Annotated in this window: 12 protein-coding genes and 2 tRNA genes; 6 read left to right on the top strand and 8 right to left on the bottom strand. The window is 53.6% G+C overall.

The genetic code is table 11. The features are described 5' to 3' along the window. The 3 genes from FHW17_RS16640 to FHW17_RS16630 form a co-directional block, all read right to left on the bottom strand. Positions 1-512, bottom strand: a 512-nt coding sequence (locus tag FHW17_RS16640; RefSeq protein WP_182510361.1) for a GTP-binding protein, incomplete at its 3' end; no start/stop codon positions are given. A gap of 239 nt (positions 513-751) precedes the next feature. Continuing rightward, a tRNA-Gly gene (locus tag FHW17_RS16635) sits at positions 752-825 on the bottom strand. Between the two features lie 122 nt (positions 826-947). Continuing rightward, positions 948-1032: transfer RNA gene (locus FHW17_RS16630), tRNA-Tyr, on the bottom strand. Positions 1033-1290: 258 nt separating this feature from the next. On the opposite strand from FHW17_RS16630, the gene rlmB reads away from it, so the two are divergent. The 5 genes from rlmB (at position 1291) to FHW17_RS16605 (ending at position 5581) form a co-directional block, all read left to right on the top strand. Then, the gene (rlmB, locus tag FHW17_RS16625) at positions 1291-2154 is read left to right on the top strand and encodes a 23S rRNA (guanosine(2251)-2'-O)-methyltransferase RlmB (RefSeq protein WP_113096279.1); all 864 of its coding nucleotides are present in this window, start codon (positions 1291-1293) and stop codon (positions 2152-2154) included. 102 nt (positions 2155-2256) lie between these two features. Then, positions 2257-2847, top strand: a complete 591-nt coding sequence (locus tag FHW17_RS16620) for a cytochrome b (protein WP_182510360.1) — start codon at positions 2257-2259, stop codon at positions 2845-2847. Then, entirely contained in the window at positions 2844-3437 is a 594-nt protein-coding gene (locus FHW17_RS16615; RefSeq protein WP_112529832.1) for a YceI family protein, read from the top strand. The genes FHW17_RS16620 and FHW17_RS16615 overlap by 4 nt, the downstream gene beginning before the upstream one ends. Positions 3438-3603: 166 nt before the next feature. After that, complete coding sequence (locus tag FHW17_RS16610; protein WP_112529830.1) at positions 3604-4674, top strand: GSCFA domain-containing protein; 1071 nt, start codon at positions 3604-3606, stop codon at positions 4672-4674. Between the two features lie 13 nt (positions 4675-4687). Next, entirely contained in the window at positions 4688-5581 is an 894-nt protein-coding gene (locus FHW17_RS16605; protein ID WP_182510359.1) for a WcbI family polysaccharide biosynthesis putative acetyltransferase, read from the top strand. A 24-nt stretch (positions 5582-5605) separates the two neighbouring features. Here FHW17_RS16605 and FHW17_RS16600 read toward each other — a convergent pair whose 3' ends face one another. After that, positions 5606-6580, bottom strand: a complete 975-nt coding sequence (locus FHW17_RS16600) for a sterol desaturase family protein (protein WP_112529826.1) — start codon at positions 6578-6580, stop codon at positions 5606-5608. A 348-nt stretch (positions 6581-6928) separates the two neighbouring features. Then, positions 6929-7933 (bottom strand): alpha/beta hydrolase-fold protein, encoded by a 1005-nt coding sequence (locus tag FHW17_RS16595; RefSeq protein WP_112529824.1) that lies wholly within the window; start codon positions 7931-7933, stop codon positions 6929-6931. Between the two features lie 251 nt (positions 7934-8184). Between FHW17_RS16595 and FHW17_RS16590 the strand changes: the two genes are divergently transcribed. Beyond that, on the top strand, positions 8185-8760 hold the full coding sequence (locus FHW17_RS16590; RefSeq protein ID WP_112529822.1) for a hypothetical protein: 576 nt from the start codon (positions 8185-8187) through the stop codon (positions 8758-8760). 106 nt (positions 8761-8866) lie between these two features. Here the strand turns inward: FHW17_RS16590 and FHW17_RS16585 are convergent, their stop codons facing one another. The 3 genes from FHW17_RS16585 to FHW17_RS16575 all read right to left on the bottom strand — a co-directional run bounded on the left by FHW17_RS16585 (position 8867) and on the right by FHW17_RS16575 (position 11619). After that, positions 8867-9970 (bottom strand): ABC transporter substrate-binding protein, encoded by a 1104-nt coding sequence (locus tag FHW17_RS16585; protein ID WP_246706866.1) that lies wholly within the window; start codon positions 9968-9970, stop codon positions 8867-8869. Between the two features lie 182 nt (positions 9971-10152). Then, a complete protein-coding gene (locus FHW17_RS16580; RefSeq protein WP_182510357.1) occupies positions 10153-11073 on the bottom strand; it encodes an aminoglycoside phosphotransferase family protein in 921 nt (306 codons plus the stop codon). Positions 11074-11085: 12 nt separating this feature from the next. Then, a complete protein-coding gene (locus FHW17_RS16575; protein WP_182510356.1) occupies positions 11086-11619 on the bottom strand; it encodes a cupin domain-containing protein in 534 nt (177 codons plus the stop codon). Positions 11620-11783 lie beyond the last annotated feature (164 nt).

Genomic DNA, 11783 nt, shown 5'->3' with positions numbered 1-11783 from the left:
AGAGCCGAACCCTTGACGATCGGTACATCATCGCCCGGGAAGTCGTACTTCGACAGAAGCTCGCGCACTTCAAGCTCAACCAGTTCGAGCAGTTCAGCATCGTCAACCTGATCAACCTTGTTCAGGAACACGACGATCGCAGGAACGCCAACCTGGCGGGCAAGCAGGATGTGCTCGCGGGTCTGTGGCATCGGGCCGTCAGCAGCCGATACAACCAGAATCGCGCCGTCCATCTGCGCTGCACCGGTGATCATGTTCTTCACATAGTCGGCGTGACCGGGGCAATCAACGTGTGCATAGTGACGCGCTGGTGTCTCATACTCAACGTGTGCCGTCGAAATGGTGATGCCGCGCGCCTTCTCTTCTGGCGCTGCGTCAATCTGGTCATACGCCTTGTATTCGCCGAAATACTTCGTAATCGCTGCCGTCAACGATGTCTTGCCATGGTCAACGTGACCAATCGTGCCGATGTTGACGTGCGGCTTGTTACGTTCAAACTTGCTCTTAGCCATAGCTGTCGTTCTCTCGTCATCACAACCGGTCTAGGGCCGGTACCATGTTTGTAGCTCAGACGAGACAGCACGCCGTCCGTCAGCTCAGTCGCCCGCCCGATCAGTGAGATCGATCCGGGTTAGCTTTGTCCTGATCATGCTCGTTCATATGGGGACACATGAGCGGCGTGCAATGCTCAAGACAAAAATCGAAGAGCACCAATACACGCTCACGCGGGCACGCGGTGCTCTTGTAAATCTGGAGCGGGTAGCGGGAATCGAACCCGCATATTCAGCTTGGAAGGCTGCTGCTCTACCACTGAGCTATACCCGCACACCTTACTGTGCCGTGCATCAATAACGCACCAGATCACAGTAACACTCATCACAGCGCACAAGCCATACCAAAACCAATTCTGGTTTTAGCGGCGTGCGCCAGGCGGGCGGTTCCGGCAGTGGTGGAGGAGGTTGGATTCGAACCAACGTAAGCCAAGCTAACGGATTTACAGTCCGTCCCCTTTAACCACTCGGGCACTCCTCCGGTCACTGCCGTGGAACCGCGCCATCAGGCACTCTGCAAACCGTCTGCCAAATTTGTTTTCCAGCGGCGGCTTGCGGGTGGCCTTATGCCGACTAGCTTTCGTGGTGTCAACAGTCTGCGGAAGAAAATGACGGGCCCTGTGAAAATCAATGCTCCGGGGTGCCGGTTCATGCCGTTGCAGCACAGAAAACCGAAACGCCTGCATTTTCGCCAATAAGCATATATCGCCGGGCGAGATGAAAGGTTATAGGTTGCGCCATGAGCGAAGATAAACCATCCCATACACCCAAAGATTCCCACTATGCCACGCTGCGTCGCCAGTTCCGCGACAAGAAGGCCGGAGGCGCGCCACAGGCGCAGCGCCCCACACGGCCTGCAACGGAAGGCACACAGGCACCGGAAGGGCTTGTGCGCCTCTATGGCCTGCACACGGTGCGCGCAGCACTGGATAACCCCAATCGCCAGATCAAGCGCATGCTTGTGACAAAAAATGCTCTCGACCGGCTGGAAATCGCCGATTCGAACGCCCTGCCCTTTGATGTCGATATTGTTGATCCGCGCGCTATCGACCGGGAGACCGGCTCGGAAGCCGTGCATCAGGGCGTTATGATCGAGGTCAAACCGCTAAAGGCCCAGTCGCTGAAGGCGCTGAAAGACAGCAAGCTCCTGCTGATTCTCGATCAGGTCACCGATCCGCACAATGTCGGCGCCATCATGCGCTCTGCCGTGGCTTTCGGTGCCGGTGCCATCGTAACAACAGCCCGCCACAGCCCGCAGGAATCGGGTGTATTGGCCAAGGCTGCCTCCGGCGCGCTTGAACTTATTCCGCATATCGAGGTGCGCAACCTCGCCGAAGCCATCGATGAACTGCATGAACTTGGCTTCGCAACGATCGGGCTTGATTCGGAAGGCCCGCTGGAACTCGAAAAGACCATGGCAGGTGATCGCATCGCTCTGGTTCTCGGCGCAGAAGGCAAAGGCCTGCGCCAAAAGACGCGTGAAACAGTGACCCACCTCGCCCGGCTCGACATGCCCGGCGCAATCAAGTCGCTCAACGTTTCCAATGCGGCGGCTATATCACTTTATGCAGCCCAGCGTTTCCTGACTGCCAAGGCCGATTAAAAAAGAATCATCCATCTGAATATTTTTCGCTGCTGCGGTGTTCATTCCACATCAGGGCACACATTTCGTGAATGAGTGGTGCCCTCCTGACGGAGTGTACCGATGCTGCGCAATAATACGGAATCCTATGGGCTGGTGACGATCCTCTTCCATTGGATCATCGCCGTCATTTTCATAGGGCAGATTCTGCTCGGCTATCTGATGGTTCGAACCAGCGATTTCGCGTTGCAGTTCAGCCTTTTTCAGTGGCACAAATCCTTCGGATTTCTCATTCTGGGCCTTTCAGCATTTCGGCTGCTCTGGCGCATGGCAAATCCGCGCCCACGCGATCCGCTTGATATGAGCCGCATTGAGCGTTTGGCAGCGCATACGGCGCATGGTGTGCTCTATCTCGCGCTCTTCCTCGTTCCGTTGACTGGCTGGGCACTGGCGTCGAGTTCACCGCTGCAGATACCCTCCTTTGCCTTCAATCTCGTCGTCATACCGCCGCTGCCCCTGACAATATCAGATCAGGCAGAAACGTTCTGGACAGCCAGCCATGCCTGGCTTGCCTATCTCTCCGCATTCGTGGCCGCCGCACATATATCGGCGGCCCTGCATCACCATTTCTGGAAGAAAGACGCTGTCTTGCGGCGCATGCTCGGTTGGCATTCTCGCATCCGCATCGCCGCACAAAAGGATATCAGATCATGAAAAACGCCAAAAAATTTGCGTCAGGCATAGCGAGGACTGCGGTGGCGCTGTTCATCGCCATAGCGCCTGCCATGGCCAATGCGGATACATTGTCAGAAGTGGCGGGTCGTTACCAGATAGATGCCACTTCCCGTATCGGGTTTATCGTCGCGCAAATCGGCGGCGGCGGCATATCAGGTAACTTCAAAAAGTTCTCCGGAGTGTTTGCCCTTAACAACAGCGATATCAGCCGGTCGACCATCGAATTCACGCTTTTCCCCGATAGCGTCAGCACGGGTCAGGCCCGCATTGAGAATTTCCTGCGCTCCGATGCGGTTTTTGATTCGCAGAATTTTCCAAAAGTGACGTTCAAGTCGACACAGATCACCCAGACCGGCCCCAGCACGGCCAATGTGGATGGCATACTGACCGCACGCGGTAAAAGCAGCCCTGCCAGTTTCCAGGCAAGCCTTTCCACCCACGACAAGAATGCGATTGTTTTTCATGTTGAAGGTAAGGTCATGCGCTCGCGCTATGGAATGGATGTCGGCACACCGATATATTCCAATGTTGTACAGTTCGATATGACAATCCATGGGCAGAGAAGTTAGTACAAATTACGACAAATAAAGACGATTTACGATTTTTACTTGCTAACGCGTTAATCATCAAATCGCGAATAGACAAAATTGGCAGAATACACTGAAGGTAACAAGGGTTATCCATTGTCATATACTTTAGTATGAATTAGCGTGACCGTGTGTTGGAGGAAGATTCATGTCGCATCCGTACCGTGATTTACCTGACCACCAATATTGGCGCCGCGCGATAAGCTCGCACACCTGGGACGAAATCGATCCAATTGTTGATACACCCGTCAAACTGCAGCGAACCACACGGGTCGCCACAGCCGGCAGCTGTTTCGCTCAGCGGATTGCAGCCTCGTTAATGGATCAGGGCTATTCCTATCTCAAAACAGAAGACCCTCCGAGGGGACAGGAAGAGAACCCGCTCTATGGGCAGTTCTCCGCCGCCTATGGCAATGTGTACACCGTCTTGCAGCTCCACCAGCTGATGGGGCGAGCCTATGGCACCTTCAAACCGGAAATCAATTACTGGGTCAATTCACAGGGCCGGTATATGGACCCGTTCCGGCCTGCGGTACGAGAAGAAGGTTTTGAAACTCTGGACGAGTTGCTCGAACTGCAAAAATCACATCTTCGCGCCGTTCGCAGGGTTTTTGAAGAATGCGAAGTTTTCCTTTTCACCTTCGGTCTGACCGAAGGTTGGCTGGCAAAAGGCGACAAAGCCGCTATCCCGGTTGTTCCCGGGGCCGTAGACTGCCCGGACTGGAATGATCGCTACGAGTTCCACAACGCCCGTGTCCATGAAATGAACGAGCTGCTGAAGGCTTTCCTGAAGGATTTGCGGCTCGTCAATCCGACGGTCGAGGTTATCCTGACGGTTTCCCCGGTATCGATGATCGCTACCTACGAAAAGCAGCACGTCCTTCTTTCAAACACCTATACCAAGTCTGCCCTCAGGGTTGTCGCTGAAGAAACGGCGAGAGACCATGATTTCGTCTCGTATTTTCCATCATTTGAAATGGTTCATGCCCACCCCTCGCAAGCCCAATACTACGAAGATGATTTTCGGCTTGTTCGTTCTGAAGGCGTGGCACGCGTCATGGCAATGTTCGCAAAACATTATCTTGGTAACGACGATTCCCGGAAACCTCGGTCCAAGCCTGCTCCGCGCAGTGTCAACAAGGAACTGGCCGAAGAAACGGCAAGAGAATACGCAAATGTTGCGGGCGTTCTTTGCGATGAGGAAAGACTGGCATTTTAGGAGCTGAAGTCGAATGACCGTACGCGTAGCTGTCGTTGGAAACTGTGCTGCACTTGGTATTGCGAATGCTGTTCAGGCATTATCACCCGATACTTATGTTCAACATTTCAGCGTTGCTGATATTTATGCCCTTGATCCGACGCAGATCAAGGAGATGTTTGACGGTTTTGATCTAAGTTTGTCCTTCTCCGAAATTGGCAGTTATCAGGCAATTCACCAACAGGTCCTAAAGATTAACCGCTCAGTCATGTGGCCAAGCATTGTGTTTGCCGGATATCATCCGGATATCGCTTATTTTGGCATTGACGGTCGCGTCGCCAGCTCCTGCCTTGGTGCATATAACTCACGCATAGTCGCACTGGGTTATGCCCATGAAATGTCGGTGGAAGACACAGCCGAACGTTTCAACGCTTTGACTTACGGCCGCCTCGGCTATTTTGACGCCTATGATCTGGGCCGCGAAGAGTTCTTGCGCACGGCTCGTAATCACAACCTTGATCTTGATGCAGATTTTACAAAATGGGAGAAAACCGGCCCATTCATGTACACATCCAATCACCCCAAAATACAGGTGATTAATGATGTGGCTCGTAAACTGATCGAGGCATCCGGGCTGGAGATTACCGGGGATATGGACACGGACGCCACCGTGCCCGATTATTTTGCCAACAACATCGTTTGGCCCCTTTACCCGGAACTGGCAAAACGCATTGATAATCCGAATGGCTCATACGAGTTCAAACCGGCTGGCCATCTCCACAATCCGTCAACCATATTGAATTTGGAAGAGTTCGTTGATGGATGTTTCAAGAAATACACGACTGACGGATTTACACCCGCACAGTTCAGAAACACTGGCCTTTACACCGTACTGGGTCCGCGAATGGGCCTCGAGCTGCGTCACTGACGCCTGCCCCCTGTTGCGACTGCATCAATCCTTGTCACCGACCGACATCTCTGCCGTGGCAGGTTGAGCGCTTGTCTCTTCACTCTTTCGCGGAGCATAGCCAAGGATTTGCCGGACGCCCTTTGCTGAAAAGGGTTGAGCAAGCTGGCCAAGGAAACTCTTGGCGACACGACCGCTGATGCCGATGTCCACTGGCGAGGGGCGTGGCGGGTTAAAGTAAGTTCCGAGTATCTGGTCCCAAAGCACGAGATTCTCACCATAATTGGTGTTTCCCTCAGAGAGTTCCTTCGAGTGGTGCCAGCGATGCAGACGCGGCGTGCTCAAGAACCAGTCGAGTGGTCCCGTTCGTACATCCACATTGCAATGGGTCAGAAGACCGGTGAACGCAGTAACGGCGCTGATCCAGAGGAACACTGGCAATGGCGCACCAAGCAGATAGAGCGGTAGCTGGCTCAGCGCGATCTTGAACAGTGAATCGATTACGTGGAACCGGCCCGTATTGACAACCCACAGACGCTCGACACTGTGGTGCAATGCGTGAAACCGCCATAGTGCAAGCTTCTCGTGAGCCAATCGATGCGCAATATAGAGCCCGAATTCTGCAATGATCAGCCCGAGAACGACCTGAATCGCCAGCGGCCAGTCGCTGGGCCATATATGCACGGATGTCGCCAGAACCGGCTGCGCAATGATTGCCACCACCATGGGGAACGATGCTCCAATGGCAGCAGCGATCTGCACAGCGCCCTTTGTCAGCATCGTATGGGCGATATCATTGAAGGTTTCGCCATCCCGTTTCAGCCATGTCTCCTCATAGGGCATGATCCGTTCGAATATGGCGATCAACGCCACCACGGAAAAATAAACCACATTGAACCACAGCAGCGGCGATTGCGTCTGAAAGGCTATATAAGTGCCGATGAGACCGACAATGTAGAATAACGGCCACAGCGAATAGGAAAGCGCCGCATAGAGCCATGAATTTCTGGGGATTGTCATTTGAACATCCCCCTTTTGTGGGTCATCAATCTGTATTCCATTTTCGTCGCAGTCATCATTGCTTCACGCGGTGTTCATTCAATTGGCTTGCTTCGCGCGCCCCACAAGCACCAGAAAAAGCAGGAGGTAGGGCAAACGTCAAATTCTGGCGCGTATAGCAAGTTGGGTTTTCACTCGTTTAGATTGCAAGAACATTGCATGAAATCCTGATTATGACATTCCCAACCGGAACTTTTATTTGATTCCGCCGTTCAGTCATCGCTGGATTTCCAGCAGAGGCTTGACACTATTGCCTGCTCTCCAAGTTGGTTGGTGGTCAAGCCTCTCCTATTTGGGACGTACAATGCCTCAACTCAAGGCCTTGGCGATAAACGGCAGACTTATGTCCATGCGATAATCCACAGCCGAATGATTATCATCGAACTCCTCATAGCGATGACTGATGCCAAGTCGATCAAGCGTGCGATGAATGCGGCGTGAGCCGTAAAGGATGTTGTATTGGTCCTTGGTGCCACAATCAAAATAGAACGCTTTCAATTTCTTGAGATTATGGCCATGCGTTTCCGCCAACTGTGCCGGGTCCCAGGCCAGCCAGTTGGCCCACCGCTCCTCGATAAGTTCACAGGTTTCCAGATCGATAGGTAGACGCAATCCAAGAAACGCAGCCGGATCAGGATCAAAGGTTGCAGCCTGAGCCAGTGTCATGATCACCAATGTGTCATTGTCGCTTTTCTTCGGCTTCGCCTCGAAAGCCTTTATCCATGCTTCGATGGACAGGTCGTGTTCGGCCAAAGCCCGCAACACACCGGGGAACTCCGCGAGATAAAGCTGTTCAAACCCTGCATCGCCGGAATGGCTGGCCGCCGCCGACCAGATGTCAGACCGGCGCATTGCATGCACATGCGTGCCATAGCCACCGGAGCTTTTACCGAAAACCCCACGCTTGCCGAAACCACCGCAATGAAACTGGCCTTCGACCTTGGGCAACATCTCATCAATAAGGAAATCTTCCCAATTACCCATTGCTGCGCTGTTAATGTACTGATTGCCGCCAAGACGGGTAAAACAGTCCGGGAATGCAACGACCACAGGCGGCATCTCACCGGAACCAATCAACCGGTCGAGCCGCTCCGGCACGTTCTCGCCAAACCCCTTCCAATTGGTATGCGCAGGACCACCAGCCGTAAAGCCAACCAGATCGACAAGCAGCGGCAGGCCCGCGCCATCATGGCCGGCAGGCACATAGACATCGACAATTCGATCGGTCGGATCGCCCAGAACATTATTGCGAAGATGCACGCTGTTGATATCAAGGCGATGCACAGTTCCGGCTGGATGATTGGTGACACGCATGGGAAAGCCTTCGGATAATTGACAAGCGAGCCTCCGCCACAAGGACAGATTCGCATGATCAAACGTGCTACCGGCGAAGCGCGAAGGCAAGCCTGTTTGTCACCTCTGCCCGTCGTACCACGCCGCTTTGCTGGCGGATCAATAAATTATCACATCAAATTTGATCGAAGCCGGTGGTCCTCACAACCCATTTGGTAAGATTCCGTTAGGATTTGAGGACTAGGTGATTGGGGAAGACAAAGGACTTGCCCATGCGCCGCGTGATGATGATTGCTTTGTTGTTGCTGACAGGCTGCGCCTCAGCGCCCACTCAGACCAACAATGTTTGTGCCGTGTTCGATCAAAAGGACGGCTTTTTCAACAATTGGTATTCCTACGCCAAGGGAGCGGAAGCTCAGTTTGGCGTGCCGGTTCCTATTCTCATGGCAACAATCAATACGGAATCCGGCTTTCAGGCGCGCGCAAGACCACCGCGGACCAAACTGCTCGGCTTCATTCCATGGACACGCCCATCCAGCGCATACGGCTATTCCCAGGCGCTCGACGGAACATGGGCTGAATTCCAGCGCAGCACCGGCCGTTACGGCAGTGGGCGTACCAGTTTTGCCGACGCCGTCTATTTTGTCGGCTGGTACCATGCACAAAGCCACCAGAAGAATGGCATTGCGCTCAACGACCCTTACAACCTCTATGTGGCCTATTATGCCGGTCCGAAGGACTACGCACGCGGCACATGGAGAAACAAGCCTGGTATCGACCGGGTCGCGCGCCGTACCGCTGCTATGGCAAGCAAATATGCGGCGCAGATGCAAAGCTGCGGCATGTAGATTTACAGCGTGGGGTCGCGGGCACCCCGCCTCAATCATCAATCAAACGAAAACGGGCGCCATGAGCGCCCGTTCTGTTTATCGAAACAATGATGTTACGAATGGCTTATGGCTTCATCGCCGTGTACGCGCCATCATGCCAGACATTGATGTCATATTTGGCATCCTTGATGTCGCCCTTCTCATCAAAAACAACAGCACCAACAACAGTGTTAACCGGCTTTCCATCCTTGAGTGCGGCGGCAACCTTCACTGCATCGTCGCTGCCGGCGCGTTCCACGCCCTGAGCGATAGCTTCAACGACAGCATAGGAGAAAAGCGTGAAACCATCAGGCGTGAAGCCACTGGCCTTGATTTTCTCGACTGCTGCCTTTGCCTCAGGACGTGCCTGCGGATTTGCCGGGAACGTGAACATCACGCCTTCGCCAGTCTTTCCTGCCACCGCCCAGAATTCTGGTGAAGCGATGGAGTCACCCATCATCAGCTGGAACTTGACGTTCTGGTCCGCTGCCTGACGCAGGATCAGACCGGCTTCCGGATGATAACCGCCGAAATAAACAAAATCTGCCTTTGCGTCCTTCAGCTTGGTAATCAGCGCCGAATAGTCCTTGTCACCGGCATTGATGCCTTCATAGAGGACTTCCTTCAGCCCGCTCTCGTTCATCTTGCCCTTCACCGCATCGGCAAGGCCTTTGCCATAGGCACCCTTGTCATGCAGGATAACGACGCGCTTGCCCTTGTACTTTTCGGCAATCCACGGCCCGACAAATTCGCCCTGACCATCGTCACGCGTATAAAGGCGCATGATTGTTGACCAGCCCTTTTTCGTCGCTGCTTCGGTCAGATCAGGATTGGATGACGCTGGCGTCATCATCAGCACACCGGCTTCCGCATATACAGCCGAAGCGGGAATGCTGGAGCCCGAGCAGGCATGACCGTCAACAAACTTGATGCCTTCCGCAACAATGCGATTGGCAATCGATACAGCCTGTTTGGGATCGCAGACGTCATCTTCGATCACAAGTTTGATCTGGCGGCCTTTGATACCGCCCTTTTCATTGATTGCAGCCGCTGCGGCCTGCGCACCCTGTTTGAATTGATCCCCGATATTGGCAAGCTGTCCGGTCATCGGACCGGCGACTGCGATTTTCAGATCGTCAGCCAAAGCTGCCGGTGCGCCCAAAGTAACACCCAGTAACGCAGCTTGCATTATTCTTTTTAACAGCATGTTTTTTCCCCTCATTTTTCTTCAATTGTCCCCAAGGACGAGCGAACCGTACTATAAGTAAAATTGAAATACCACGGCTCCCATATGATCATTTAGTAGGAAAAACGCTGCGTTGGTTAGTGAAATATTAGAATGATTTTCCGCTGTTTCGCTCATTACCGATTTTACGGATTTTTTGTCGAAAGCTTATAATCAGCAAGTACTTCTTCGAGAACCTTACGGGAATTCTCTGCTTCGAGCGGATTGGTACCAGCAAGTCCGGCATAGACAATCAATGCCTTCCACAATGTCCAGCCACGCCCCCGCGCCCATGTTGCCTCGTCAAGTGGCAAAGCAGCGCGAAATGCCCCTCGGCTCTCGCCGTGAAAGAGCGTCCAGGCGATAGCCAGATCGCAGGACGGATCACCCACACCTGATGTGCCAAAATCGATGACTGCACTCAGCGCGCCATTCCGCACCAGAAGATTACCAAAGCTGATATCGCCATGGAGCCATACGGGCGAACCATGCCATGTTGCATCAAGCGCAGCGTCCCAGACTGCTGTGGCCGTTTCGGTGTCGATCTTGCCCCGCAAGGCCACAATAGCTTGCCGGGTCTGCCCGTCATAAATGGTCAAAGGCCCACCACGATAAAAATTGTGCGCGGCGGGTGCTGGACCATGCGTTGCATCAGCTCTTTGCAAGGCGGCTAGAAACGCCGCCAGATCGAGAGCAAACTGTTTGAGATCGCCAATACGTTCCGGTTTGGCAACCTCTCCTTCAAGCCATCGATAAATAGACCAGTGCCATGGATAATTCTCGTCAGGGATTCCCATCGCGACGGGCGCCGGGATCGGCAGTGGCAAATGCGCCGCCAGCTTTGGCAGCCAGAACTGTTCCTTGTGGACCTGTTCCGCATAATCCCTGCTGCTCGGCAGCCGCACCGTCATTCCTTCGCCAAGATGGAACGTGCGGTTGTCCCATCCGCCATGCTCGACAGGTTTAACCGGAAGAGCAGCCCATTGCGGAAACTGCGTAGCAACCAGCCTTCTCACCAGCGTAATATCGATCACCGGCGCGCGGTCCTGCGGCTCCTCTTCCGACATTGATGACCGCTCCTAATCCGATTTGGTTTGCTTTGCTGGTTTCAAGAGCCGTCGTTTGTCCGTCAGTCCGTCATGTTCACCCATTATCCGTTCTGGCGGATTCTCCCACCAGTCGGAACGAAGCGGCTTTCGTTCCGGATTACGCGGATAGTAGATGAGATTTTCCGGCTTTGGTGTTTCACCTACAACCAGCAAACGCACCTCTTCCTCGGTATTATTGAGAAAGCTGTGGCAAATCCCCGTTCCAGCCGGAAAGCCGACACCATCGCCGGGCTTTAACCGATGCAGTACCCCATCAATCCACACGTCAGGCGTACCGTGGATCACATAGACAAACTCTTCTTCTGCGCTTTCTGCATGCGGGAATGATGTGCGCCGTCCGGGCAGCAATCGCTGATGATGAATACCAATTCTGCCAAGCCCGAACTGCTGTCCGAATGATGCATCCACGGCGAGCAGTTCATCGTCGCCCTTGTAGTGATCTTCATCCGGCCTCTCGATTTCAGACCAGTGCGCGATGAAGGGCGGGCGCCCTGTTGATGTCATGTCTTGCCTCCCGATGAAATAAACAGCGCGACGATAGATCGTGCAATTGATGCCAGCAACATTGATCGCGGTCTTTCCGCCGGCATTTGCGTGTTTACATGGTGATTAAATAGGGATATTTATTGTCCTTAATAAATGCCGATCATGTTCGGCTATGGAATGAA

It is taken from the genome of Phyllobacterium sp. P30BS-XVII (assembly GCF_014138335.1).
Taxonomy (GTDB): Bacteria; Pseudomonadota; Alphaproteobacteria; order Rhizobiales; family Rhizobiaceae; genus Phyllobacterium; species Phyllobacterium meliloti.
Note: the sequence above shows the minus strand (reverse complement) of the source record. Positions and strands in the feature narration are given on the sequence as shown.

Excerpts from the sequence above, each read along its gene's own strand:
- rlmB (WP_113096279.1), top strand. The coding sequence starts at position 1,291 with ATGAGCGAAGATAAACCATCCCATACACCCAAAGATTCCCACTATGCC.
- FHW17_RS16620 (WP_182510360.1), top strand. The coding sequence starts at position 2,257 with ATGCTGCGCAATAATACGGAATCCTATGGGCTGGTGACGATCCTCTTC.
- FHW17_RS16615 (WP_112529832.1), top strand. The coding sequence starts at position 2,844 with ATGAAAAACGCCAAAAAATTTGCGTCAGGCATAGCGAGGACTGCGGTG.
- FHW17_RS16610 (WP_112529830.1), top strand. The coding sequence starts at position 3,604 with ATGTCGCATCCGTACCGTGATTTACCTGACCACCAATATTGGCGCCGC.
- FHW17_RS16605 (WP_182510359.1), top strand. The coding sequence starts at position 4,688 with ATGACCGTACGCGTAGCTGTCGTTGGAAACTGTGCTGCACTTGGTATT.
- FHW17_RS16600 (WP_112529826.1), bottom strand. The coding sequence starts at position 6,580 with ATGACAATCCCCAGAAATTCATGGCTCTATGCGGCGCTTTCCTATTCG.
- FHW17_RS16595 (WP_112529824.1), bottom strand. The coding sequence starts at position 7,933 with ATGCGTGTCACCAATCATCCAGCCGGAACTGTGCATCGCCTTGATATC.
- FHW17_RS16590 (WP_112529822.1), top strand. The coding sequence starts at position 8,185 with ATGCGCCGCGTGATGATGATTGCTTTGTTGTTGCTGACAGGCTGCGCC.
- FHW17_RS16585 (WP_246706866.1), bottom strand. The coding sequence starts at position 9,970 with ATGCAAGCTGCGTTACTGGGTGTTACTTTGGGCGCACCGGCAGCTTTG.
- FHW17_RS16580 (WP_182510357.1), bottom strand. The coding sequence starts at position 11,073 with ATGTCGGAAGAGGAGCCGCAGGACCGCGCGCCGGTGATCGATATTACG.
- FHW17_RS16575 (WP_182510356.1), bottom strand. The coding sequence starts at position 11,619 with ATGACATCAACAGGGCGCCCGCCCTTCATCGCGCACTGGTCTGAAATC.